Origin of the sequence: uncultured Shimia sp., from assembly GCF_947493595.1 — a bacterium.
Classification (GTDB): domain Bacteria; phylum Pseudomonadota; class Alphaproteobacteria; order Rhodobacterales; family Rhodobacteraceae; genus Shimia.
The window spans coordinates 75,139-99,997 of record NZ_CANLRL010000009.1 but is presented as its reverse complement, the minus strand read 5'-3'; the positions used below and the strand labels follow the sequence as shown (position 1 = coordinate 99,997).

25 protein-coding genes and 1 tRNA gene are annotated in these 24,859 nt (G+C 57.4%); 7 read left to right on the top strand and 19 right to left on the bottom strand.

Annotated features, from left to right (window positions below):
* Window positions 1-67: 67 nt before the first annotated feature.
* Complete coding sequence (locus Q0955_RS18110; RefSeq protein ID WP_299427287.1) at window positions 68-532, top strand: Lrp/AsnC family transcriptional regulator; 465 nt, start codon at window positions 68-70, stop codon at window positions 530-532.
* Between the two features lie 324 nt (window positions 533-856).
* Here Q0955_RS18110 and Q0955_RS18105 read toward each other — a convergent pair whose 3' ends face one another.
* Window positions 857-997, bottom strand: coding sequence for a hypothetical protein (locus Q0955_RS18105; protein WP_299427284.1), 141 nt, complete (start codon window positions 995-997; stop codon window positions 857-859).
* 237 nt (window positions 998-1,234) lie between these two features.
* On the opposite strand from Q0955_RS18105, the gene Q0955_RS18100 reads away from it, so the two are divergent.
* Window positions 1,235-1,774: a hypothetical protein gene (locus tag Q0955_RS18100; RefSeq protein ID WP_299427281.1), complete on the top strand. Its 540-nt coding sequence runs from the start codon at window positions 1,235-1,237 to the stop codon at window positions 1,772-1,774.
* Window positions 1,775-1,856: 82 nt separating this feature from the next.
* Here Q0955_RS18100 and Q0955_RS18095 read toward each other — a convergent pair whose 3' ends face one another.
* From Q0955_RS18095 to glpD, 3 genes are all read right to left on the bottom strand, one after another.
* On the bottom strand, window positions 1,857-2,429 hold the full coding sequence (locus tag Q0955_RS18095) for a hypothetical protein (protein WP_299427278.1): 573 nt from the start codon (window positions 2,427-2,429) through the stop codon (window positions 1,857-1,859).
* 128 nt (window positions 2,430-2,557) lie between these two features.
* The gene (locus Q0955_RS18090) at window positions 2,558-4,774 is read right to left on the bottom strand and encodes an NADP-dependent isocitrate dehydrogenase (RefSeq protein WP_299427276.1); all 2,217 of its coding nucleotides are present in this window, start codon (window positions 4,772-4,774) and stop codon (window positions 2,558-2,560) included.
* A gap of 180 nt (window positions 4,775-4,954) precedes the next feature.
* Window positions 4,955-6,556, bottom strand: a complete 1,602-nt coding sequence (gene glpD / locus Q0955_RS18085; RefSeq protein WP_299427273.1) for a glycerol-3-phosphate dehydrogenase — start codon at window positions 6,554-6,556, stop codon at window positions 4,955-4,957.
* A gap of 126 nt (window positions 6,557-6,682) precedes the next feature.
* Here glpD and Q0955_RS18080 point away from each other — a divergent pair, with 126 nt between their 5' ends.
* Both Q0955_RS18080 and Q0955_RS18075 read left to right on the top strand, forming a co-directional pair.
* Complete coding sequence (locus Q0955_RS18080; RefSeq protein ID WP_299427271.1) at window positions 6,683-7,438, top strand: DeoR/GlpR family DNA-binding transcription regulator; 756 nt, start codon at window positions 6,683-6,685, stop codon at window positions 7,436-7,438.
* Window positions 7,439-7,546: 108 nt separating this feature from the next.
* Window positions 7,547-7,623: transfer RNA gene (locus Q0955_RS18075), tRNA-Arg, on the top strand.
* A 21-nt stretch (window positions 7,624-7,644) separates the two neighbouring features.
* Here the strand turns inward: Q0955_RS18075 and Q0955_RS18070 are convergent.
* From Q0955_RS18070 to Q0955_RS18030, 9 genes are all read right to left on the bottom strand, one after another.
* On the bottom strand, window positions 7,645-8,169 hold the full coding sequence (locus tag Q0955_RS18070) for an exonuclease (protein ID WP_299427268.1): 525 nt from the start codon (window positions 8,167-8,169) through the stop codon (window positions 7,645-7,647).
* 133 nt (window positions 8,170-8,302) lie between these two features.
* A complete protein-coding gene (nagA, locus tag Q0955_RS18065) occupies window positions 8,303-9,562 on the bottom strand; it encodes an N-acetylglucosamine-6-phosphate deacetylase (RefSeq protein ID WP_299427265.1) in 1,260 nt (419 codons plus the stop codon).
* Window positions 9,555-10,343, bottom strand: coding sequence for a glucosamine-6-phosphate deaminase (gene nagB / locus Q0955_RS18060; protein WP_299427262.1), 789 nt, complete (start codon window positions 10,341-10,343; stop codon window positions 9,555-9,557). Before nagB ends, nagA begins: the two co-directional genes overlap by 8 nt.
* Window positions 10,340-11,254, bottom strand: coding sequence for an ROK family protein (locus Q0955_RS18055; protein ID WP_299427259.1), 915 nt, complete (start codon window positions 11,252-11,254; stop codon window positions 10,340-10,342). Before Q0955_RS18055 ends, nagB begins: the two co-directional genes overlap by 4 nt.
* On the bottom strand, window positions 11,232-11,933 hold the full coding sequence (locus tag Q0955_RS18050; RefSeq protein ID WP_299427256.1) for a putative N-acetylmannosamine-6-phosphate 2-epimerase: 702 nt from the start codon (window positions 11,931-11,933) through the stop codon (window positions 11,232-11,234). The genes Q0955_RS18055 and Q0955_RS18050 overlap by 23 nt, the downstream gene beginning before the upstream one ends.
* 2 nt (window positions 11,934-11,935) lie before the next feature.
* The gene (locus tag Q0955_RS18045) at window positions 11,936-13,210 is read right to left on the bottom strand and encodes a TRAP transporter large permease (protein WP_299427254.1); all 1,275 of its coding nucleotides are present in this window, start codon (window positions 13,208-13,210) and stop codon (window positions 11,936-11,938) included.
* A 2-nt stretch (window positions 13,211-13,212) separates the two neighbouring features.
* Entirely contained in the window at window positions 13,213-13,689 is a 477-nt protein-coding gene (locus Q0955_RS18040) for a TRAP transporter small permease (RefSeq protein WP_299427251.1), read from the bottom strand.
* A gap of 66 nt (window positions 13,690-13,755) precedes the next feature.
* Window positions 13,756-14,715 (bottom strand): sialic acid TRAP transporter substrate-binding protein SiaP, encoded by a 960-nt coding sequence (locus tag Q0955_RS18035; RefSeq protein WP_299427249.1) that lies wholly within the window; start codon window positions 14,713-14,715, stop codon window positions 13,756-13,758.
* Between the two features lie 46 nt (window positions 14,716-14,761).
* A complete protein-coding gene (locus Q0955_RS18030; RefSeq protein ID WP_299427246.1) occupies window positions 14,762-15,511 on the bottom strand; it encodes an FCD domain-containing protein in 750 nt (249 codons plus the stop codon).
* A gap of 222 nt (window positions 15,512-15,733) precedes the next feature.
* Here Q0955_RS18030 and Q0955_RS18025 point away from each other — a divergent pair, with 222 nt between their 5' ends.
* Window positions 15,734-16,630: a dihydrodipicolinate synthase family protein gene (locus Q0955_RS18025; RefSeq protein ID WP_299427243.1), complete on the top strand. Its 897-nt coding sequence runs from the start codon at window positions 15,734-15,736 to the stop codon at window positions 16,628-16,630.
* A gap of 301 nt (window positions 16,631-16,931) precedes the next feature.
* A complete protein-coding gene (locus Q0955_RS18020) occupies window positions 16,932-17,453 on the top strand; it encodes a hypothetical protein (protein WP_299427240.1) in 522 nt (173 codons plus the stop codon).
* Window positions 17,454-17,514: 61 nt separating this feature from the next.
* On the opposite strand, the gene Q0955_RS18015 is transcribed toward Q0955_RS18020, so the two are convergent.
* Both Q0955_RS18015 and uraH read right to left on the bottom strand, forming a co-directional pair.
* Window positions 17,515-18,750: a urate hydroxylase PuuD gene (locus tag Q0955_RS18015; RefSeq protein WP_299427237.1), complete on the bottom strand. Its 1,236-nt coding sequence runs from the start codon at window positions 18,748-18,750 to the stop codon at window positions 17,515-17,517.
* Window positions 18,751-18,941: 191 nt separating this feature from the next.
* On the bottom strand, window positions 18,942-19,295 hold the full coding sequence (uraH, locus tag Q0955_RS18010; RefSeq protein ID WP_299427234.1) for a hydroxyisourate hydrolase: 354 nt from the start codon (window positions 19,293-19,295) through the stop codon (window positions 18,942-18,944).
* 179 nt (window positions 19,296-19,474) lie between these two features.
* Here uraH and Q0955_RS18005 point away from each other — a divergent pair, with 179 nt between their 5' ends.
* Window positions 19,475-20,233 carry a sulfite exporter TauE/SafE family protein gene (locus Q0955_RS18005; protein WP_299427231.1) on the top strand — a complete coding sequence of 253 codons (759 nt, stop codon included), beginning with the start codon at window positions 19,475-19,477 and terminating at the stop codon, window positions 20,231-20,233.
* 37 nt (window positions 20,234-20,270) lie between these two features.
* Here Q0955_RS18005 and guaD read toward each other — a convergent pair whose 3' ends face one another.
* The 4 genes from guaD to bhcD all read right to left on the bottom strand — a co-directional run bounded on the left by guaD (window position 20,271) and on the right by bhcD (window position 24,811).
* The gene (gene guaD, locus Q0955_RS18000; RefSeq protein WP_299427228.1) at window positions 20,271-21,629 is read right to left on the bottom strand and encodes a guanine deaminase; all 1,359 of its coding nucleotides are present in this window, start codon (window positions 21,627-21,629) and stop codon (window positions 20,271-20,273) included.
* A gap of 86 nt (window positions 21,630-21,715) precedes the next feature.
* The gene (locus tag Q0955_RS17995; protein ID WP_299427226.1) at window positions 21,716-23,296 is read right to left on the bottom strand and encodes a xanthine/uracil/vitamin C permease; all 1,581 of its coding nucleotides are present in this window, start codon (window positions 23,294-23,296) and stop codon (window positions 21,716-21,718) included.
* A 68-nt stretch (window positions 23,297-23,364) separates the two neighbouring features.
* Window positions 23,365-23,634 carry a hypothetical protein gene (locus Q0955_RS17990; protein ID WP_299427223.1) on the bottom strand — a complete coding sequence of 90 codons (270 nt, stop codon included), beginning with the start codon at window positions 23,632-23,634 and terminating at the stop codon, window positions 23,365-23,367.
* A gap of 211 nt (window positions 23,635-23,845) precedes the next feature.
* Entirely contained in the window at window positions 23,846-24,811 is a 966-nt protein-coding gene (gene bhcD / locus Q0955_RS17985) for an iminosuccinate reductase BhcD (RefSeq protein WP_299427220.1), read from the bottom strand.
* Window positions 24,812-24,859: the final 48 nt, after the last annotated feature.

Here is a 24,859-nt window from a genome sequence, read left to right as displayed (position 1 = left end):
GGCAGAATGCTCTGAAATCGCCACAGGCTGAGCGTAGTGCCCGCAGTTTCCCGAAAGGAGCCCCAACATGGCCACCAATTTGGATGACATCGACCGTCGCCTGCTTACGGCCATTCAGAAGAACAACCGACTGACGGCGGATGAGTTAGGGGAGATCGCAGGCATCTCGCGCTCCGCTGTGCAACGGCGGCTGAAGCGGTTTCGCGATGAAGGGATCGTGGAGGCGGATATCTCTGTGGTCTCTGCGAAAGCCGTGGGGCGGCCAATGACCTTTGTGGTCGAGGTGGAGATGGAGCGCGAGCGCACGGACCTGCTTGATGAGTTCCGCCGCTCGATGCTCAAGCTCGATGATGTGCAGCAATGCTACTACGTCACCGGTCAGGCGGATTTTATTCTGGTGGTGACCGCCCCGGATATGACCGCCTATGAGGAGTTCAGCCGCCACGTGTTCAACGACAATCCCAACATCCGGCGGTTTCACAGCAATGTGGTGATTGATCGGGTGAAAGCGGGGTTGCAGGTGCCGGTGTGAGCGCTGTGCCACGTCGGCAGCCGCGCACTGGACGTCAGGATCAGGGACCAATCACAGGGGTCGGAAAGGCCTGTATCACCACAAAGGCAACAATGGCTGAGAGAATAAGGAAGAGGGCTGCAACTTTCAAATCGCCGCACCAAGAGTGCCGACGGCAGTAGGCGGTTATGTGTTTCATGTCTGTTCTCGCGTGTTGATGACACGCTACAGATGGTAGCGCCAACAGAGACTGCATTCAGAAATCGCGACAGTGATTTGGGATGCGGCGCCAAAAGCAGCCAAAGGCAATTGGCACTCAAAACCAGATGGACCCGCGAATGGGCTTCAAGGCGGGTTGTCGATTGTGTTGGGAACCGCATAAATCACCAATGACGCCACGCCATAGGCGATACCGAAAAACATGGCGGCCAGCAGGATGTTGCGGCAGAAATCGTGCTTCTCACAGAATTTTTGAAAACGCCCCATGGTTGGTCCCAGTGCCAAGGTCCGGTTGAGATAGGGCCTTCTGCATTGGCACAGAAGCTCAAAAACCGGACATGTTACTGGGGCAGCGTGCCGGTTTTGGATGGGATGCGACATGGGAATGGGGGGAAGCTGATCCCCAGAACCGGAGGTTGAAGCACGTCAATATTGCTAGCGCAATGGAAGCAGACACAATACGGTGCCCAGCGAGACTACAAAAAACAGAATTGAGGCCGGCTGATGACATCTTGGAAAGCGAAGATTGTGATCGCGAGCCTTCTGATGTTGGGGTTAAAAACTCTTGCCATCTCTGAAACGGTGCGTTCCCCCTCACCGTTGCGATATTTTGTTGCTGCAGACAACGAAGCATTTGCTGAGAATATGATAAACCTCTTAGATACATATACTCTCGTCTACGACGGCACGTTTGGCACACATGGTCGGCAGGTCTCGCAATTTATTTTTCTGCAAAAGCGCGATGCAATTTCAAATGGAAAAATCGCGAAGACGGTATTGAAAGGGATCGATGGCAGCGTAAATCAACAACTGCTCAGTGAGCATTCAGAAAGCGACGAGTGCTTTGTTTCGACGTATCCAACCGAAGATGGCTGGCCGGTAACATTTGTTATCAGCACAACTGTCGACAATCAGAATGGATCACTACAGTGTTTTGCGGTCGGCCTGTCGTATCATGTCACGGAGCGCGTACCGGACGATCCGCAGCAATCTTGGAGGAAGACGTATCTTGATCTGTTGCAGGCTGGGGCTGTCAACGAGTAGCGCCATAGGAAACTTAGCCCGCCTTACGAAACCCAGCTTGGTTCAGGTTTGCGGCGACGTAAATGTCCGTCCAATGCTTGACCTAGTTAACTCCCACTGAACTGAAGGTCGATTGGCTCTCAGACAAGAGTCCCACATAGGCCTCTCGCCATTTGGATGGAACAAAGTCGTCTAAGCTGCCCTTCACAAATTTGTACAAACCAGCAGTGAGGCATTGGCTCATATACTCTGGAGCCTCGTTGTCTACACTGTGAACTACCAAAAGAACCCAGCGTTTTTCTAAGCCAACACTAAAGCTTTGTACAAAGCAGTGCCCTGAGTTGGCTGGAAGTTCCAAAATGAACTCCGCCACTTTTGGATCAAACTCAGTCAAGGCATCAACTGCTAGTCGCCCTTGCACGATGAAATCGTCCCCTGATGCAAAAACAAAATTCGGTTTTGCAGCCACCCAAGGTTCGTTCGAAACAACAGTTTCGCGAATTTGGCCAATTGTGCGAAAAACCGAAAGCAATTCGCCTGCTTTCCTTGTGGTGTGAGGATCATCCGAAACCACCGCTGCCATTAGCACTCGTGCTGGGGAAACGTCAGAAGCAAACCCTTTCACGGGATGCAGTGCCAAGACAACTGCGGCGACCATCACACATAACTTCAACATGCTATCCCTCAAAAGGCGCGGACTAAACGACTGTAAACGTACATTCCCACTAGTGAAGTGGCTGGCCTCAAAACAAAAAAGCCGCCCCTTTCAGGGCGGCTTCCTTGTTTCAACCTATCGGGTCAGCCTTAGTCGATGATCGCGTTCAGGGTGGCGCTGGGGCGCATGACTTTGGCTTTCAGCTCCACGGATGGGCGGAAGTAGCCGCCAATATCAGCTGCTGGACCTTGGGCCGCAGCGAGCTCGGCCAGGATGGCTTCTTCGCCGTCTGCGAGCGCTTTGGCCACACCTGCGAATTCGGCTGCTAGGTCGGCGTCGTCAGACTGTGCTGCCAGTGCCTCGGCCCAATAGCGGGCGAACCAGTAGTGGCTGTCGCGGTTGTCTGGCTGACCGACTTTGCGCGATGGCGAACGGTTGTCGTCCAGAATGCCTTGGGTTGCGGCTTCAGCTGCCACACCGAGAACACCTGCTTTGGCGTTGCCTTTGACATCCGCGAGGAAGTTCAGGCTTTCACCAAGGGCACAGAACTCGCCCATGGAGTCCCAGCGCAGGTGGTTTTCTTCGACCAGCTGCTGCACGTGCTTTGGTGCGGAGCCACCGGCACCGGTTTCAAACAGGCCGCCACCTTTCATCAGCTTCACGATGGAGAGCATTTTGGCGGAGGTGCCCAGCTCGAGGATCGGGAAGAGATCGGTCAGGTAGTCACGCAGCACGTTGCCGGTGATGGCGATGCTGTCGTTGCCGGCGGTGATGGTTTTGAGCGACTGTGCGGTGGCCTCACGAGGCGCCATGATCTGGAACAGGTCAGCTTTGCCAGCCGCCGCGAGCGCCGGGGTCACATATTTGATCAGCTCGGCATCGTGGGCGCGGTTTGCGTCCAGCCAGAAGATCGCCTCGGACCCGGTCAGGCGCTGACGGTCCATCGCCAGTTCGATCCAGTTCTCGATTGGGGCTTTCTTCACGGTGCAGGAGCGCCAGATGTCGCCGGTGTCCACATCGTGAGAGTGCAGCACGTCGCCGTTTTCCAGAACGATGCGGATGGAACCCGCGGCTGGGGCCTCAAACGTGGTTGGGTGAGAGCCGTATTCCTCGGCTTTCTGCGCCATCAGGCCGACGTTGGCGACGGAGCCTGCGGTGGTCACGTCAAGCGCGCCATTGGCTTTGAAGAAGTTGACGGTTTCGTCATAGACAGTCGCGTAGCAGCGATCCGGGATCACACAGTTGGTGTCACCTTTGTTGCCGGCTTCGTCCCAGCCCTTGCCGCCTGCGCGGATCACGGCTGGCATGGAGGCGTCGATGATCACATCGGACGGCACGTGCAGGTTGGTGATGCCTTTGTCGCTGTCGACCATGTACATGGACGGACGGTCCAGCGCGGCGATCTCGGATTTGATGGCGTCGGCGTTGTCGAGCGTGTCGATCGCAGCCAGAACAGCACCCAGACCGGAGTTTGGAGAGCCGCCAGCGGCGGCGATGGCCTCACCATGGGCGTCCCAAACCGGACCCAGCCATGCTTTTACCGCGTGGCCAAAGATGATCGGGTCGGAGACCTTCATCATGGTGGCTTTCATGTGCAGGGAGAACATGGTGCCGTCGGCTTTGGTGTCTTCAATCGCGTCCGCGAGGAAGGCGCCCAGCGCTTTGGCGGACATGAAAGTGGCGTCTGCGATGGTACCTGCGGCCAGCGGGTAGCTGTCCTTGAGCACGGTCACGGAACCGTCTTTGCCAACAAATTCGATCTTCGCATCACCGGCTTGCGCCTCAGAGATGGTGGCGGATTTTTCGTTGGCGTAGAAGTCGTTGCCCGGCATGGAGCTGACTTTGGTCTTGCTGGAGCTTTCCCAGGCGCCCATGGAATGTGGGTTGTTCTGAGCGTAGTTTTTCACGGCGCGGGCGGAACGGCGGTCAGAGTTGCCTTCACGTAGTACCGGGTTCACGGCGGAGCCTTTGATGCCGTCAAAACGCGCGCGGATGGCTTTGTCTTCGTCAGACTGCGGGTCTTCTGGATAGGACGGGATGTTGTAGCCCTGGCCCTGCAGCTCTTCGATGGCCGCGACCAGCTGTGGCACGGAGGCGGAGATGTTTGGCAGCTTGATGACGTTGGCGTCCGGTGTTTTCACCAATTCGCCCAGCGCGGCCAGCTCATCAGATTGACGCTGCTCTGCAGTCAGGTTTTCAGGGAAGGTGGCAATGATGCGACCGGCAAGGGAAATGTCCGGGGTGCCAACGGTGATACCAGCGGCGGACACAAACTTGCGAATGATCGGCAGGAAGGAGGCGGAGGCCAACTCAGGCGCTTCGTCTACAATGGTATACAATATGTCGGGCGATTTTTTATCAGCCATGTTTCTCACTACCTTTTTTGCGTCAGGGGTGTTCTGTGACTTGCGGGATCAGGTCGGGATGACCTGACAAAATCCGAATGGTTCTCCTCCGCCCTCGCGCAGACTCAAAAGCCCGCACAACAGCAGCGTGCGGGCTTCGTATAGGCCGATGGGGCGCAAAGATCAATTCTCGGTTGCCGCTTAGGCAGAGGCTTTTTGCCGCGCTGCAGCCATGTAGCTGTCGATGGCGGCAATTTGCTGCGCGTTGAGGCGCAGACCCAGCTTGGAACGGCGCCAGACCACATCGGCGGCGGCACGGGCGTATTCCTTCGCCATGAGCCAGTCGACCTCAGCAGCGGTGAGCGTGGCGCCAAAGTCTGCGCCTAGATCAGCGGCAGATTTTGCGGCCCCGAGCATCTCCGGTGCTTCGGTGCCATAGGCGCGGATCAGGCGTTTGGCCCAGGCATCGTTTAGGAAGGGGTAGTCGCGTAGTAGCTCGGCAATCTTGTCCCCCACCTGATGCACCTCAAAATCACCCCCGGGCATGGCCACACCGGCCGTCCAAGGGGCTGTGGCCTCCGGGAAGAACGGCGTGAGTTTCTCCATCGCCGCTTCGGCCAGCTTGCGGTAGGTGGTGATTTTTCCGCCAAAGATGTTGAGCACCGGTGCGCCACCATCATCCAGTTTCAACACATAGTCGCGGGTCGCGGCCTGCGCAGAAGACGCGCCGTCGTCATAAAGCGGACGCACACCGGAATAGCGCCAGACGATATCCTCCATGGTGACGGGCTTCTTGAAGTAGTTAGAGGCAAAGTCGCAGAGGTATTGCGCCTCTTCATCGGTGCAGGTTGGGGCCACGTCAGCGTGGGTGTGCTCCTGATCGGTAGTGCCGATGAGAGTGAAATCTTCCTGATAGGGAATGGCAAAGATGATGCGCCCGTCGGTGCCTTGGAAGAAGTAACAGCGGTCGTGGTCAAACAGGCGTTTGGTCACGATGTGGCTACCGCGTACAAGCCGAACGCCGGCAGAAGAATTTTGCTGGATCACACCACGAATGACATCCGCCACCCAAGGGCCACCGGCATTGACCAGCGCCTTTGCGCGAGTGCTGCGGCGCACGCCGGTGTCGACGTCTTCCATCTCGATATGCCAGAGGCTGTCTCCCCGTTGCGCGGAGATCACTTTTGTGCGGGTGCGAATGGTGGCGCCGCGCGCCTCGGCATCGCGGGCGTTCAACACCACAAGGCGGCTGTCTTCGACCCAACAGTCGGAATACTCAAAGGCTTTGACAAATTTCTCTTTGATTGGCGCGCCTGCTTCATCGATTTTCAGATCCACGGTGCGGGTGCCGGGCAGGATTTTCCGCCCGCCGAGGTGGTCATACATGAAGAGCCCCATGCGGATCAGCCAGCTGGGGCGACGGCCTTTCATCCACGGCATGACCACACTCAACAGTTTTGAGGTCGGCGTGTCGTTTTCAAAGCGCATGTCTTTGTGCATCGGCAGCACAAACCGCATCGGCCAGCTGATGTGCGGCATGGCGCGTAGCAGAGTTTCACGCTCGATCAACGCTTCCCGCACCAGACGCACTTCGAAGTATTCGAGATAGCGCAGACCGCCATGGAACAACTTGGTTGAGGCCGAGGACGTGGCCGAAGCCAAATCGCTCATTTCCGCCAGTTCCACCGAGAGCCCCCGCCCTGCTGCATCGCGGGCAATGCCACAGCCGTTGATGCCGCCGCCAATGACAAAAAGATCCACCGGATTTTCGGTTTGCGCTTCCATAAGAACACCTTCGAACATTTGCGCACCCTTACGAACCCAAAACGCGCATATCGTCAAGGAAATTCTCTGTGACTCCACGGATTTTCGTTGAAAATCCACCCGCCGCCTGCCACTGAAGGTGGAAGCAAACGAAAAGTAACGAACATGCTGAGCAGTTTTCGCGAAAGAGAAATCCTCGATATCGCCCGCAGCGAGGGCAAAGTCACTGTTGAAGGGTTGGCCGCGCGCTTTGACGTGACCGTGCAAACCATTCGCCGCGACCTCAATGAAATGGCCAACGCCGGTAGGCTGGAGCGGGTACATGGCGGCGCGGTTCTCCCCTCCGGTGTGCGCAACATTGCTTATGAGGAACGCGGACGCGTGAACGCGGATGCCAAAGCGGCAATGGCGGCGCGCTGTGCGGCGGACATCCCCAATGGTTCCGCCCTGTTCATCAACATCGGCACCAGCACAGAGGCACTGGCAAGCGCCTTGCTGGGCCACGATGGCCTGCTGGTGGTGACCAACAACCTCAATGTGGCACGGATATTGTCCGGCAACGCGCGCTGCAGCGTGCTTTTGACTGGCGGGCGGCCGCGGGAAGAAGATGGCGGATTGGTCGGCCCGGTGGCCGCGCGCATGGTGGCCGACTTCGCCTTTGACTATGCCATCCTGGGCTGCTCGGCGGTGTCGGACACCGGCGTGGCCTATGATTTTGACATCGACGAGATTGCCGTATCCCACGCCGCTTTGGCGGGTGCGCGGGAAACCTGGCTTTTGGCGGACCACTCTAAATTCCAACGCAACGCCCCCGCGCGGATTTTGGACTTCGCCGACGTGGCCCGGCTCTACACCGATGACATCCCGGACACATTGGCCGAGGTTTGTGCGGCGAAAGACACTGCGGTTCTGTCTGGATAAGCCAACCGGTTGCGATGGAAATTCGTTTTTCCCGCCCGTGCCGTTGACAAGCTGGCGCGGCTATAAGAAAGGTGACGGCGCAGGGTGACCTGCTGGCCGTTTGGCGATGGCCCCTTAGCTCAACTGGATAGAGCAGCTGACTTCTAATCAGCAGGTTGAGGGTTCGAGTCCTTCAGGGGTCGCCACGGCTGTGTCACACGGCTTGCCTAAGCTCCACTGAAAAGGTCCGCGGGGCTAATTTTTGCGCAGTCCAGTTGGTGCAGCACGGCCGCACTTAAGGAAAACGCGTCATCCAGCGCATCGTGTTCCCGAAGCAGCCCAGTCTCGACACCAAAAAAGCTGCTGAGACTTGCGCTGTTGGTGGTGGCGATATCATGTTCTGACATCGACGCCTTTTGAAAAACTGATTTCAGGTTGCCAAATCGGTTGGCAGGAATGCTTGGCTGTACCCCCTGCACAAAGCAGCTCACGCCCAAGGCAAAAAGCTCATCTTTTCCCCAGCTCCACAGGCGGCTTCCGCGCGAAAACCTGTCCAAGGCTTCAAGCGCCGCTGCTATTCCAACGCCCTCTGCCCGCAGTCTTTCGTTGGTGATGCCGGTCAAAGCGACAAAATACGGGTCAAGCTCACATAGCGCGCCAAACCTGTCCTTGGGCAAGACAAGGACATTGAGACTATCCTCAACCCTGGCCTGACCTTCCAAATCAATCAGAACGGCGCCGATCTGAACCAACAGGGGGTCTGGATCGTCAGCGGCGGACCAAAGCCGGTGCATTGCGCCCTCACAGGACAAATACTCTGTGTCAAAAATCACCAGCTTTGACATGTGTGCTTTCCGCCTTTGACCGGTCTGAAAACCATCTGGGTCATCCACTTTCTGTGGCGTGGTGTGAGGCTTTCGAACATCCGGCCAGCGGTGACAGGTCGGCGCTCTGACCGCGCGCAAAGCCTTTGGGGACGGATTGGCCAAACAGGTGACACCTGCCGTCGCGCAATATGCCCAAACAGTCCAGCTCTGTAGAGAGTAGTGACATGGAGGCACTCAAACCCGGCTTGAGTTGGCCATAGATGTGCTGCAGACCCACGGCTTGCGCCGGGTTGGCACTCGCAAATTTCGCGGCATCGCCAAGGCTGGCAACGGTGTGTTGGACAAGGGTTTGCACCGCGTTTGCCATCGTCAGGTGGGCGCCTCCAAGGGTGCCGTCATCCCCGGTCAATCGCCCGTGTTTCAGGCGAATTCGACGGCCATACAGCGTCATTTCCTGCGAGCGGCCATTCATAGTTTGCATCGCGTCTGTCACCAGACAGAGGTGATCCGGCAAGGCCCGCACGGCCAGGTTTAAATTGTGCGGATGCACATGATGACCATCCGCCACGATGCCCGCGTAAAAAGCACCACCGCCCAACACCGCACCAACTGCGCCCGGCTCCCGCGGGGTCATCTGGCTCATAGCGTTGAAGAGATGTGTGCCCCCCGTAACGCCGGATTGCGCCGCCCGTGTCATGTCCTCGAAAGTTGCTTCGGTATGCCCCGCAAAAAGTGTCACGCCAGCTTGCTGGAGCTGTTGCAGCATGTGAGGTGGCTGTTCTTCCGGTGCCAGCGTGACAAGAAGCGGTATTTTTGCGGCGGCCTCACACAGCAGGTCGACATCACTTTGGCGCAACGGCCGAATGAAGTCCTTTTGATGTATGCCTGGCCTGTGGCGGGAGATAAACGGTCCCTCCAGATGGAGCCCCGCAATCCCTGGAACCCCAATTGCAACCGCCTCAGCCACAACCTCAATTGCCCGGCGATAGTCGCTGTTTGGTGCGGTTGTGAAGGTCGGAAAGATATGGGTGGCTCCGCCAAGGGCGGAGGCTGCGACCATCGTTTCGAGACCGGAAATAGTCAGGTCAAAATTGAATTGCACATCTCCTGCGCCATTGATCTGCAAATCGAGAAAACCCGGCATCACAATGGGAACGCGGAGCGCATTTGAGGGGACGTCGTTTTGCGGAACGTCACCATGAACGGTGACAATCCGGCCTTCCGCCACACCAATCAGCGCGTGGGGCTGGCCGTGCCGGGACACGCCATCATACATCATATCTGCATACACAAAGGTGCGGGCCTGAGGATCAGCCATCGGACACGGCACTTTCCTGCCCGTCCGGATGCACCAGCTGATAGTAACTGCGCAGCTCGAGATCGCGCGCAGCCTCTTCATCCAGCATCACCGTTACTTTCTGGTGCATCTGCAAAGCACTTGCCGGACAGCTTGCCGCCAGCGGTCCCTCAATCATTGTCTGTACCGCCGGCGCCTTGGAACTGCCGGTGGCAACCAGAAGGCACTCATCAGAGGCCATAATTGTTCCAATCCCAACGGTGAGCGCATATCTCGGCACCTGCTCCATCGTGTCAAAGAAGCGGAGATTGGCATCGCGTGTGCTCTGGGTCAGCGTCTTGAGCCGTGTTTTAGAGACCAAGCTTGAGGTCGGTTCATTAAAGCCAATGTGCCCGTTCACCCCGATTCCGAGCAGTTGAAGATCTATCCCGCCAGCCCCGGATATGCGCGCTTCGTACTGTGCTGCGGCCATCTCCGGGTTGTCGCCCTCCGACGGCGGGATATGGGTCGCACCCGGATCCACGTCGATGTGGTCAAACAGATGGTGGTTCATATAGGTGCGATATGATGCAGGGCTGTCGCTCGAAATGCCCCAGTATTCGTCCAGATTGAAGGTGGTTACCTGCGCCCAACTGGCGTCGTGTTGGTGGCTCTGCTTGACCAGTTCGGCATAGACATCCTCCATCGTGCCGCCTGTCGCCAATCCAAGCACAGATTCAGGATTGCGCTGCACTGACATCAACAACTGCCGCGCCGCCTGTACTTTGACCTCCTCGGCCGTTTTGAAAATCAACACCTTCATGACAGGTTCCCTTTGGCTACCGCAGCGGACAGCGCACCGTACATCGCGCTGTGCTTGCCCAACCCTGCAGGTACGAGTTGGGGTTGAAATTGCTCCGGCTCCCGAGACAGGTGACGCCGCACGCCACTGAGGAAATCATCCGCCAGCCCAACGCCCCCGCCGAGCACAACCCGCTCGACTCCCAAAACGGCGGCCAGATTAGCACAGAGTTCGGCAATGGCAGCGCAGGCATTATCCATCAGGGTTTGCGCCCAACGCTCCCCCGTCGCGGCCGCGGCAAAAACTTGATGGCATGCAAAACCGGGATAGCCCTGCTCTGCGGCCATGGCCTCTATGGCGCGGCCGGAGGCAATGCTCTCGTAGGTGCCAACACGCCCACATCCGCAATTGCGATCTCCGGTTCTGCTCACCATTGCACCAACATGCCCCAACATCCCGTTTGGCGACTGCAGGGGCTGGCCGTTCAACATAAAGCCCGCCGAAATCCCTGTAGATACGGTCAGATACGCCAATGAGGCGACGCCCTGCCCGGCTCCAAAGCGAAACTCGCCGATGGCGGCGGCCTGCGTGTCATTGAGCGCGACAACGCCAGGCCCCATCGCGTTTGACAAACAATCCACCAGGGGCAGTTTGTTGAGATCTTTCAATATGGTGTGGTTGACGGAAGACCATAGGCCCTGCTCATCCAGCTTACCGGCAACAGCCACGCCAATTGGCGCGCCAGCGGTGTAGCCTATGTCACGGGAAATATGCGCCAGGTCACGCACCAGGGCATCCGGCCCATCTGCGCTCCTTGTCTTGCGTACAAGCGCGTCTTGAACCTGCCCCGCAACAATCGAAACCGCCGCCAGCTTGGTTCCTCCCAAGTCCACCGCATATCCATTCAAATCAGCCAACGCGCACATCACCATTGCCTACATCCCGCTTTGGCAGAGCTTCATAAAATTTGGCGGTGTTCACTTCCAGACGCGTGAGAACCGTGCCGACAGTCACGCAATCCGCGCCGGCGTCCAGCGCCATCCGCGCCCATTGCGGTGTGTCATAGCGCCCTTCCGCCATCACAAACCGCTCCAAAGCGCGTAACTCCGTCACAAATTTGAGGTCTGGAGACGTGTTGTCGCCTTCGGTCTCGAGCGTGTACCCCGACAAGGTGGACCCAAGAATGCGCGCGCCATCTGCGACGGCAGCTTGGGCATCCGCCATTGTGGCGCAATCAGCCATCGCAAGGCATCCCCGCGCTAAGATTTCCCGCACAAGTTCCGCGCAGGCAGTGGGCCGCACGCGGTCTGTTGCGTCATAGGCAATCACATCGGCGCCTGCCTGCGCCAAATCCACGACGTCTTGCACCCACGGCGTGATGCGCACCAAACTGTCATCCAAGTCGCGTTTCACAATGCCAATGATCGGCTGTGTGACACCGGCCCGCACAGCCGCCACATTGTCCGCGCCCTCGATGCGCACGCCAACAGCCCCGCCGGCAATGGCTGCTTGGGCCATGGCCAATATGATATCGGGGCGGTCCATCGGGCCGTCATCCACCGGCTGGCATGACACCACCAAACCGTTTTGTAGCTGTTTCAGTATCGTCATGCCTACCTCATCAGACTTGGCAGGCCGGTGGCCAGAATTGGGAAGGTACACACCAAGACCAGCACAATCAGCGGCGGCAACAGCCATGGCAGAATGGCTTTGGCCAGGCGCTGATAGGGAATCTCCCCCACCTGGGCGACAACAAACAGAGCCATCCCCATGGGCGGGGTCAGGATCGAGATCATCAGGTTAAGCACCACGATGATGCCGAAGTGCACCGGATCAACGCCAAAGCCCAACGCCACGGGCACCAAAATGGGCACCACCACAAGCAGGATCACCAGAGACTCGATGAAGGCACCCAGCACAAAAATCATGAGGTTCACCGCGATCAGAAACGTCAACTTACTGTCTGCGATCGCCAGAAACAGGCTGGCCAGTTGCTGTGGCGCTTGTTCGCGCGCCAGAACCCACCCCAGCAATCCAACACCTGCGATGATCGTAGCGATCGCAGACGAGGTCACCGTGGTGTCGTAAATCGCATCCCACAGCCGCCGGAACGTGAGTTCGCGGTAAAACAGCAGGTCGATCAGGATGGCATACAGCACGGTGATGGCAGCGGCTTCGGTTGGCGAGAAATACCCGGAGAAAATGCCGCCGACGATGACAACAGGTGTAAGCAAGGCAGGGAGCGACTTCACAAACATGCCTGTGATCTCGCCGGCGGGCTTCACTGGGTCCGTCGGGTATTCACGCTTGCGGGCAATAAAATAGACCATGCACATCAGGGCCCCGGCACACATAACGCCCGGCACAATGCCGCCCAGAAAGAGCTGTCCAATGGATGTGTTGGAAATCACCCCATACAAAACCATTGTGATGGAGGGCGGCACAAGCGGACCAATCATCGACGACGCCGCGGTGACGGAACCGGAGAACTCATCGTCATAACCGGCTTCGCGCATGGCTTCGATTTCCATTTTGCCAAGCCCCCCGGCGTCGGCAATTGCGGACCCCGACATGCCCGAGAAAAACAGAGAGGCCAGAACATTCACATGGCCCAGACCACCTGTGATGTGCCCAACCAAGGCACGGGCAAAGCCAAACAGGTGATGTGTGATCCCGGCGGAGTTCAAAATGGCCGCGGCCAGAATGAACAGCGGCACCGCCAACATGGGAAAGCTGTTAAGCCCGTCCACCATGCGTTGGGCGGCAAAAGTTAGGCCAAGGCCGGAATAATAGAAGTAGCCCATCGACACAAAAATCATGCCAATGCCAATTGGGACATTCAGCAGGACCAGCAGGAGCCAGCCCACAACAACACATAACAGCACCATGTTCAGGCCCCCTCTTGTTCGACTGATTTGAATGACGTGATGTTTTGGAGCAGGCGCCAGAAAATGCGGTGCACGATCAACACCAGCGCCACAAAGGCGGAGGCGTAGAGAACCGCATCCGTTGTCGGCAACGTCACCGTTTCATTGTTCCATGTGCGCAGGATTGTTTTGTAGGCAATCCAGACCAGATGACTGGCCAAGGCGATGTAGACAATGTCGACAAGGATCGCCCAGGTTTTCTGAACAATTGCCGGCAGAAGGTCCATCAGGAAGCCCATGCGCAAATGCGCGTCGTCCCGCTCAACCGTGCCAATGCCAATCAGGGCCATCCAGACCCAAAGCCAACGTGCAAGCTCCTCAGTCCAAATTGGCCCAACCACCAAATTGGTCCGCCCAACAATCTGCAACACCATGACAAAAAACAGAACGATAAACAAAACGGAGGCCACAGAGGCTTCAAAACCGTATTTTCTTTTCATTCTTTCCGCCCCAAGAGTAGAGAATTGGAGGAGGCGTCGCAGCCTCCCCCAACAGCTTTTCGTGGCTTACTCGCCGCGCACTTTTGCGATTGCGCCCGCGCCAAACTCACCTTCCAACTCATCGTAATACGGCTTCATCGCCGCACGGAATGGGGTTGTGTCAGGTTCGGTGATGGTCAAACCACGCTCTTTGAACGTGTCCACCAGCTTGGCTTCGGCTTCAAATGTCAGGCTGTCTGACACCTCGCCACCTTTGGCAACAGCGGCCTGAACCCAGCCTTTTTCTTCATCGGAAAGGTTGCCCCAGGTGGAAGTGCCAATCTGAATGGCGCCCGACGCAATGAAGTGATTGGTCATCGCGATGTGGCTTTGCACCTCATAGAACTTCATCGCTTCGATGGTTGGCAGCGGATTTTCTTCCGCGTCGACCTGATTGGTTTGCAACGCAAGATAGACTTCCGCAAAAGCAACTGGGGCCGGTGTCGCGCCGGTGTTTTTCGCATAGGCGATCAGGAACGGCACGTTTGGCGTGCGCAACCGCAGGCCTGCCATGTCATCCAACGAATTGATCGCACGGTTTGAAGTGGTTTGACGTGTGCCGTAGTACCAGACATCCAGCAGATGAATGTTGGCTTCATTCATCTTTGTCGCCATGTCCTGCCCCCAGGGGCCGGCCACAATTTCTTGCAGGTGATCAAAGCTGTCGACCACATAAGGCGCGCCAACCAGCTTCAACTCAGGAATGATATAGGACATGTCCGGATAACCGGTCATCACCATGTCCAGCTCGCCGGCTTGAACCTGCGCCACCATGGCTTTGAAATCACCAAGAGAAGAGGATGGGAAGAGATTGACTGTCATCTCGCCGCCGGACACTTTTTCAAGCTCATCTTTAAATGCGAGCGCGCCCTGGTACACGTTGGACACTTCATTGTCCTGCATACCAAACGTCAGTGTTTTTTCGGCAAAAGCCGCCCCTGACATCAAAAGAGAGACAACCGTCCCGGTGATTAGTTTATTCAGCATCTCATATCCTCCTTGCTGTTTGTTCACGGCTTAACGCCGCTTTGTGTTAGGCTTCCTCGATTGATTGGGTCTCACTCTGCAGCGATTTTGGCGCTGCCAGTCGCGACCGATAAGATCGCTCAAGGTGGCCATCCATTTGCTTGGTTGCGGTGACGACATCCCCGTTGAGCACCGCCTCATAGATCGCGCGATGTTCTTCATAGACCAACGCATCCATATGGCGCGGGCTTGGGGAATTGGGGCGATGCGCCAACATCGTGCTCACAAACATGTCGTGCAGCTTCAAAATGATCGGGTTGCCCACAACCGCGACAATGGAGCGGTGAAACGCAATATCTGTGGCCGGAAAGGCATCTGTACCCACCGATTCCAGGTTCTTTTCCAGAGCGGCCTGCATTTTGGCCACTTGGATATTGGACGCGTTTTCGGCGGCAACCCGCACGGCGCCAGCTTCGATAAACTGACGCATTTGCTCCAGATGCGCCGCACTTTCAGCATTCCCGAGAATTTCGCGAATGTGGTCGCCAGCCAGCGTAAACACATCCTCCAAGGACGGCGTTGTGACCCGGGGGCGTTTCCCCGTGCCGGTCGAAAGAAACCCGCGCATGTGCAGATTGGACAAGGCTTCCCGCACGGTGGGGCGGGAGGTTGAAAACTGGTCACATAACTCACGCTCAGTTGGCACTGCATCGCCAACTGACAATGTTCCATCTTTTATCTGCGCAATGATCGACTCGGCGATCCGGGCGGCGGTTCGCTTGGGGGTGTCGTTTCGCATTTCCAATTCCGGCGACATTCCAATTCTCCTGAGCTTGGTGGGTCATTGGGCAAAAGACCTAACAAAAGGATCTGCAAACCACCACCTGAGCTATCAACTTGCCTCATTTGGTATTTCCAAAACTATTTTTTGTCAAACCATACTTTACCAAAAGTTCCATTTGGGATACCAAAAAGCCAATATGGAGTCAGCGGGGATGTCAGACCTCCCCCTTGAACGCGAAGCAATCGTGAGGAAATTATGGGTAAATCACTTGAGGGCATGTATGCCGCACTGTTGACGGGCTTTTCTGACAGCGGCGCCTTTGATGCAGGCAGACAGACGGCAATCACGGAGTATGTTCTGCGGCAGGGCCTGCAGGGCATTTACATCGGAGGCAGCAGTGGCGAGTCGGGATTGATGTCCACGGACGAGCTGTTGGCGCAGCAGGCAGTCATTGCGGGACTCCCGGACGCGCAAAACGCACAGGTGATCGCACATGTTGGGCAACCCAACACCCGTGATTCCATCGCCTTGGCAAAATCCGCCGAAACCTTTGGGTTTGCGGCCCTGTCGGCGCTGCCACCGCACTCCTACCCGTTTTCCGATGAAGAAATCTTTCACTACTACGCAGAGCTTGCCGCCGCGACTTCTCTGCCGCTGATTGTCTACGAGGTGCCGGTGCGCACCGGGCGGCCGCTGCCGCTTGCATTGCTGCAACGTCTGCTGGATTTGCCCAATGTCGCCGGGATCAAATTCACCTCCACCGACCTCTTCAAACTGTCAATGTTGCGCCGAAGCCGGCCGGACAAGACCTACTTCTTTGGGTTTGACGAAATCTTCGCTGGCGCGGCGGCTTTGGGCTGTGATGGCGGAATTGGCACAACATACAATGTGTTCGGCAAGCTATATGTCGAGCTCAACAAAAGTGTGCTGGCATCCGATTTGCGCCAAGCGCAGGAACTTCAGGACATCTCTCAGCGCTTCGTCGAAGTTCTTTTGGAAACAGGCGTGATACCTGGGGTCAAGGCTGCGCTGAGATCCATCGGAGTCGACGCAGGCTTTGCACGAGGGCCCCTCATTGAACTGGACACAAAGACGGAAGAACGCATCGGTGCCTTTTTGCAATCCGCGCCAGTTCAAAGCTGGTTGTCCTAAAGCGCAAGCCTCATGAACCATACAAGGGCGGCACATTTGATGCCGCCTGCCCCCTCCTCCAAGGCGCTGTTTTTGTGCTTGCCTCAATCAAACAGAGTTTTGTGACTGCGCGGTGCAGTCACAGGAACCCTAAGAATAGTCACGTATATTTCACCCATGTTTACCGCGCAAACACAGCCAACCCGGCAATTATGTGATACGCTGAATCATAGTTGCAAGGAGTAGAACGCGCGCGCCTGACGTTTTGAAGGGCAAAAGGGGACAGCAACAAAAAAGGATCGATCAGCAGAGACAACGCGTAATGAACACCAATACCTTTTCGGTCGCGACGCTCGAGCCAGAGCTTAAGCAGCTGTATTTTCTGTGGCGATCCGCGGCAACGGCCGCGCCGCTGCCACAACTCAAAAACATTGGGCTACCTTTCCTGCAAGCCCCGCCCAGTATCCTGTCAATTTATGAGATTTTGCGGTCCCACACCGGGGAGCCTGTCGACTTCAAAGGGCTCTATGTGCGCAGCAAGCTCAACAAAACGCTGAGCAAAACCTTCACGGGAACCTGGCTATCCGATCACATTGGCAAGGGCCCAGGCTCCAAGATGTGGAGCGCGTTTGTGCGGGCTGCAACAGAGCCCTTCCCGCTGAACATCACCCTGCCCTACACAGGTCCGCTCAAAAACTATCACAGCACGTCCGAGCTTTACCTACCAATAAGTGGAGACCGACATACGGTGGAGTTTGTGATGGTGGGCGTGGTTCTAAAGCCGGCCGACTATGGAGAAGTGGTTGATTTCCCTGGACATCGGCGAAACGGGACGCAGTCCTGATTGTTAGAAAAAGGGCGCCTGTGACGCCCATCTTTTGCAACGGAACGGCTTGCCCCCTGTGTCAGCCGCCTTGGCGCACTTCCTTGATCCAGGCCACAATCAAATTGCGGCTTTCCTGATCCATCTCGATCGCGTTGGGGGGCGGCATGGCGTGGGTGCGGCCCGCTTGCAGATAAATCTGCTCAGCATGGCGTGCCACATCTGCTTCGGTTTCCAGCACCACGCCTTTTGGGGCCCAGTGCAAGCCCTCCCAAGAAGGCTCACGGGCGTGACACATTGAGCAGTTTCCGGTGACCGCATAGTAAGCGTCTTCAAACCCCTCGGCGGAGGCGAACTTCTGCTCGTAGGCGGTCAGTTCACGGGCCTCGGATTCCTCGTAGGTCTCGCCGCTCTGCGCGGTGGAGAGCCAGGCGATGGTCACCATCAGCAGCGCAGTAATCAACCAGGTCCAGAGCGGGCCTTTGCCGGTGCGGTGCATGGTGTTGAAGTAATGGCGGATGGTGACACCGGTCAGGAAGATCAGGCTGGCGATGATCCAAGCATACTCGGTGGCGAAGGCCAGCGGGTAATGGTTGGACAACATCAGGAACACCACCGGCAGGGTCAGGTAGTTGTTGTGGGTGGAGCGCACCTTGGCGATCTTGCCGTATTTGGCATCCGGCGTGCGGCCGTTTTTCAGATCATCCACAACGATGCGCTGATTGGGCATGATCTGGAAGAACACGTTAGCGGTCATGATGGTGGCGGTGAAAGCCCCAAGGTGCAGCAGCGCGGCACGGCCGGTGAAGATCTGGTTATAGCCCCAGGACATCACCACAAGGATGGCAAACAACAGCAGCATCAGCAGGGTTGGCTGCTCGCTGAGCTTGGATTTGCACATGAAATCATAGGCCAACCAGCCAATGGTCAAGGAGCCACCAGAGATCAGGATGCCCTGAAACAGGGTCAAGTCGGCTTTGGTTGGGTCCAGCAGGAAAAGCTCACCACCCACCCAGTAGACAATCATCAAAAGCGCGGCGCCGGAGAGCCATGTGGTGTAGCTCTGCCATTTGTGCCAGGTCAGGTGCTCCGGCATTTCGGACGGCGCCACGAGGTATTTCACGGTGTGATAGAAGCCACCGCCGTGCACTTCCCATTCTTCGCCAAATGCGCCTTCTGGCAGGTGTTTGGCCGGTTTCAGCATCAGGTCCAATGCGATGAAATAGAACGACGCGCCAATCCATGCCATGGCGGTGATGACGTGTAGCCAGCGCACCGAGAACGCAATCCAGTCCCACAAAATAGCCATATCGTACATGGCGGTCTCCCCTAGATTCGAATTTTGATCAGTCTACGCGACAGGGCTTTCTTTCGGAATTCCCTCTAAATGCCAAGCAGTATCAAAAATTTCAGAACAATGAAAAATCTACACTATCTGCTGGGCTGCACACAAAAAAGGCGCGTCCGAAACCAGAGCGCGCCTTTGCAAAACTGTTTTGCCCTAAAGCCTTAGCTGCCACGATAGGTGGAGTAGCCAAACGGCGAGAGCAGCAGTGGCACGTGGTAGTGCGAGGCCTCCGACATGCCAAAGCGGATTGGCACGATGTTCAGGAAACGCGGTTCTTCCGGCGGGGTGCCGCAGGCGTCAAGGTAAGCCCCGGCGTGGAAGATCAGCTCATATTCACCGATGGCGAACTCCGCAGCTGGCAGGATTTGTTCATCGGTGCGGCCATCATCGTTGGTGACCAAAGATTTGAGTTTGGTGCGGGTCTCGCCTTCGATTCGGAAGAGATCAATTTTCAGGCCCTCAGCAGGGCAGCCACGGGCGGTGTCCAGAACATGAGTGGTCAGATAGCCGGTCATGGATGTGTCTCCTGATTGTTTGTATTGGTTTTAGTCCGGTTGGGGCGCTGGAGGCAAAGCCTGTCTGAGGCGATGCACTTTCCGATTTTTCTTGAAAAACAAACGCGATTATCTGGCATATCCAGCAATGCGCGTTACGGTGCGCGGACCGCCAGACCAAATACAAGAGAAAGACCCCGATGACGATCTTGGAACTCTGTGTGCTGGCATTGGCCGGATTTGGCGCTGGCGTTGTGAACACGATTGCGGGGGGCGGGACGTTTTTGACCTTCCCGGCGCTGGTCTGGGCCGGGGTGCCGCCGGTCGCGGCCAATGCCACCAGCGCGGTGTCGGTGTTCCCCGGCTATCTGGGCGGAGCAATAGGATTTCTGTCAGAACTCAAAACACTGTCGCGGGCGCAAATGATCCGGCTCACCGTCATCACGCTGGCGGGCGGATTGGCGGGGTCGCTGTTGTTGCTGGTGTCGTCCAACGAGGTGTTTTCCTATGTGGTGCCGTTTCTGTTGATGTTTGCCACAACGGCGTTTTTGCTGGGGGCAAAGCTGCAGGTCTGGGCACAGGAAAAGGCAAAATGGTTCAAGCCGGAAGGCGCTGTGGGACTGTTTTTGGTCAGCGTCTATGGCGGCTATTTTAACGGCGGCTTGGGCATTGTGCTGCTCGCGCTGTTTGCCATGTGGGGCTGGCGTGACATTCACCTGATGAACGGGGTGAAAAACGGACTGTCGTTTGCGCTGTCCGCCATTTCGGTGGTGACATTTGCCGTGGCAGGCCTGGTGGTTTGGCCGATGGCGGTACTGATGATGGTGTTTGCGGTCTTGGGGGGCTACAGCGGGGCTTTTGTCGCCAAGGCCATTCCGGCTTCCGTGGTGCGCTGGATCGTGGTCGTGATCGGCTACGGCATGAGCGCGGTGTTTCTGGCGCGGTTGTTTGTCAGCTGACCCGATGATTGGAGCCAGCTGACAAGCGTTTTGTCGATCAGGCGGATTTGAGCACCGGCGCTGGTGCAGGGGTAACTGCAAGTGCCGCCGTGCCGTTTTTCTGCGCCACGCCAGCAACATAGGTCTCTGCCACAGCGCGATCATCGCCCAGAGTTTGCAGGATAAACAGCTCTTCCGACAGGCTTTCCGCGCGCTGCACGCGCAGGTCCATGGCGTGGGTGGCGTGGGAATCCAACACCACCACATCCGCATCTGAGCCTGCGGCCAGCGTGCCGATTTTGTCGGACAGGCCCAGCACCTCCGCGTTGCCACGGGTGATCCAGTCAAAGGCGCGCAGCGGGTGCAGTTTCTGCTTTTGGAGTTGCAGGATTTTGTAGCCCTCATTCAGTGTCTGCAGCATCGAGTAGCTGGTCCCTGCCCCGATGTCGGTGGCAATCGCGTTCTGAATACCACGGGCGCGCAGCCCGCCGTCGTCAAACAGACCGCTGCCCAGGAAGAGATTGGAGGTTGGGCAGAACACCGGTTTCGCCTGCGTTTCGGCCAGTACATCAATCTCGCGCGGGGTCAGGTGAATGGAGTGGCCCAGCAAGGTTTTGGGTGTCAGCAGGCCGTAGCTTTCATAGACGCCCAGATAGTCCGGCGCGTCGGGATACAGCTCTTTGGTGAAGGCAATCTCGTCGTGGTTTTCGCTCAGGTGGGTCTGCACAAAACACTCGGGGTGCTCCGCCACCAAAGCCTGCGCCATCTGCATCTGTTCTGGCGTTGAGGTGATGGCAAAGCGCGGGGTGATGGCGTAGTGCGCACGGCCCTTGCCATGCCACTTGGCAATCATCTTTTTGCTGTCGTCATAGCTGGATTGCGGCGTGTCGCGCAGAGCATCCGGCGCGTTGCGGTCCATCATGACCTTGCCACCAATCATGCACATGTTGCGCTTTTCGGCTTCAGCAAAATAGGCCTCCACCGATGCGGTGTGCACCGAGCAGTAGGAAACAGCGGTGGTGGTGCCGTGGCTGGTCAGCAGATCATAGAAGTGTCCCGCCATCGCGGTGCTGTGCTTGGGATCTTCAAAGCGAGTCTCTTCGGGGAAGGTGTAATTGTTGAGCCAGTCCAGAAGCTGTTCGCCCCAGGAGGCAATCACCTGCACCTGCGGGAAATGCACATGGGTGTCGATGAAACCGGGCAGCAGCAAATTTGGACGGTGGTCCTTGACCGTGGCCTGTGGCGCCTGCGCCGCAATGTCTTGGTAGACACCGGTGGCTTTGATCTTGCCGCCTTCGATCAGGATCGCGCCGTCCTTGATGTAGGTATAGGCGTCGGTGTCCATCTCATCCGCAGGGGCGGCGTGGAAATCCAGAATACGGCCCCTCAGGAGCGTTTGGGTCTCTGTGTGTGGCATGGTCGGGTCCAATGTGGAGGAATAAAAAGGTGCGGGCCGCCGAAGGACAAGGCTGGCCCGCACAAGGGCGTCCGGGGAAGTGGACGTTATTCGGCCGGTGCCGGGACCTCATCCACCACCGCGTTTTCGTTCACGAGGTCGTCCTCTTTGTGAAACAGCGGGTAGATGTAGAGGAAGGCCGCGGCGATGAGGTAGCCGGAGGTCACACCGTTAAGTGCAGGCCACTGCAGGCTGGCACCATGGATGATACCAAAGGCAGACATCACGGCTGCTGCGAGGGCAAAACCACCGGCGTTGCGGAAGCGGCCATCAATGACGCTGGCGACAATGGCACCCCAGATTAGACCGGTCAGGATTGCGCCCTGTGAGAGAGCCAGATGTCCTTCGAAATGCGCGCCTTGCTGCAACAGGGCGGCGGTCAGGGCCTCATCACCGAGGTTTGGCAGACCCGCCACGCCTACGGCACCCAATGCACCCATCAGCGAGCCCCATTTCACCATCAGGAAAGAGGACACATGCGGCATCATCGCGATGGTCACCGCCGCCATGTGATCGGTTTTCACCGAATGTGCCGTATTGGTAATCAGGCTGAGCGCAACAAACACCAGTACCGGAGCCGCGGCTGCGGTCGGGATCAGGTTGTTGAGGAAAGCAAGCAGACCGAAGAAGGCTGCCAGCGGGATCACCGCGCCCACGCCAATGATGTAGCCCGCATGTGCGCCCATGCGCTTATAAGCCGGGTGGCCGATATAAGCGGTGGTTGGAAAAGGTGAGCCAAAGACCGCACCGACCATGGTGCCCAGACCGTCGGTGATCTGACAGGTGGCCACAGGGTAATGGTCCCCCGCCGCTTCGGCGCTTTCCACGTTGTTCATGGTTTCGATGAAGTTGTAGATCTGCACCGGCACCAACACCAGGAACAGCTCCGGGTTGGCAAACAGATACTGGATGCCTGCGATCAGGTCACCAAAATATGGCAGCGGTGGGTAGAATCCAACGCCATCCAGGCTGAGCTTGGCTTCGCCAATGCCAAAGGCCACCACGGTGCCGACGATCAGTGCGAGCAGACCGGCGGGGATGTTGTATGGCAGGCGGAAGCGGCCCACGAGCCCCCAAAGGATGATGATCATCGAGGCAAAGCCGATGAACGGGTTTTCAAACACGGTCGCCAGCGGCACAGTGCCAATGAACACCAGCGCGATGCCGCAGAGCGTGCCCAGCATACCGGCGCGTGGGGTCACACGTTTCAGCCACGGGCCAATCACAGCGCCCATTGCGGCGACGATTCCGCCCATGAAACCAGCGCCGATACCGACCTGCCAAGCCAGCATTGGGTCATTGGTGGACCAGTAGATCGGGCCAATCACGCCAAACAGATAGACAAACATCACCGGTGTCGAGATGCCGTAGGGCAGCGCGGTTACATCGCGGCCATGTTGCGCGGCGGCGCGTTTGGCCAAACCAACATAGACGGCGATCCCGGCCAGAATGGCCACGGCTGCGCCCGGCACGATGCGACCATAGACAATCTCAGCAGGCATCTGGAACACAAATTGGCAGACGCCAGCAAGCACCATCAGGTTGATCAAATTGTCGGTGAAAAGCGCCCAAAAGGCACTAAAATCGCTGCGATCAAACAGCTTGTAGGTATAGCTACCATCCCTCATGTGGGACCTCCATTTGCTAACCGAAGGGATGCCGCCCTCTCCTCAAGGTGACATCTCTTGGCGTGAACTCACTGGGCTGCGATATGCGGTCCAGTGCCCCGAAGTTGGGGAGTTGCGGCAGTTTCAGAGGTCAGCGCCGGAATCACTTCGGCCACATCAGAGGTGGCGATCCCGGCAGGCCGCATTTTGCGGCTACCGCCTGCCCACGAGGGGCAGATCAAGGGCGCGACGGACAGGCCATCGCGATATTGGGTGCGTGCGGGAGACTGGGACAAATCGACATCAGACCGCGCGTGGGCACTGTCTTTCTGAGCCGTCTTGTCCAAGCAATGTGCCATCTGGCCTCCCCTATCGCGCAGGTATCGCGCGCGTGTGGCCTTAGTTTTATCGGCTGTGACTACGGGGCAAAACGGCGCAAATCGGGAGATACTTTCAATGGATTTTTGAATAAAACGTCGCGTAAGGCTGAGAGCGGCAAACGCCAAAAACAAAGCACCCCCGCAGCCCAATGGGCAACGGAGGCGTGTGTTTTCAAAGGATTAGAGAGGCTTAGAAATCGACCTCGATGGCGATGCCTTTTTCCACCGCCAGATCAACGACGGCAGCAGCCACCGCGAGATCCTGCAAGCCCACACCTGTGCCATCAAACAGGGTGATTTGCTCCGCCGAGGTGCGCCCCGGGTTGGTGCCGTTGATCACCGCGCCGACTTCGGCCACATCACTGACCTCAATCAGCCCTTCGGCCACCGCGTGTTGCGCCTCGCCGATGGTGATCGATTGCGCCACCTCGTCGGTGAAGACGGAGGCTTTCGCCAGAAGTGCGCTTTCGACCTCTTGTTTGCCTTTGGTGTCCGTGCCCATGCAGGCGATGTGCGTGCCGGGCGCCACATGATCCGCCATCAAGGACGGTGCAAAGGCTGAGGTGATCGAGATAATTACGTCAGCTTCGCCCATGCCATCGAGCTCCACTGCCTCAAAAGGAAGGCCCGCCTCAGAGGCGACTTTCTCAATGTTAGGCAGCATCTCCGGATGGTAGTTCCAGCCGATGACCTTTTCAAAGCCGCGCTGCTCCAGCGCGGCGCGCAATTGGAAAGTGGCCTGATGCCCCGCGCCAATCATGCCAATGACTTTGGCATCTTCGCGGGCCAGATGTTTGATCGACACGGACGACGCGGCAGCGGTGCGCAGCGCGGTCAAGAGGTTGCCGCCGACCATGGCTTTGGCCTTGCCGGTGTCCGGATCAAACAGGAACACGGTGGACTGGTGGTTGATCAGCCCGCGCTTTTCCAGGTTGTTGGGCCAGTAGCCGCCCGCCTTCATGCCCAGCGTCAGCCCCGCCTGATCAAAGCCGCCTTTGAAACCATAAAGCGCGTCTTCGTGGCCGATGGCCTCACGCACAACCGGAAAGTTATAGGCGTCGCGCGCGGCCATGGCGGCAAAGACTTTTTCAACCGCATCAAACGCCGCCTCACGGGTCATCAGATCGGCAATTTCGCGTTCAGGTACAATCAGCATGGTGCTCTCTCATCAGAAATTTGAATGCCCGCGCGTCAATGCCGGAAG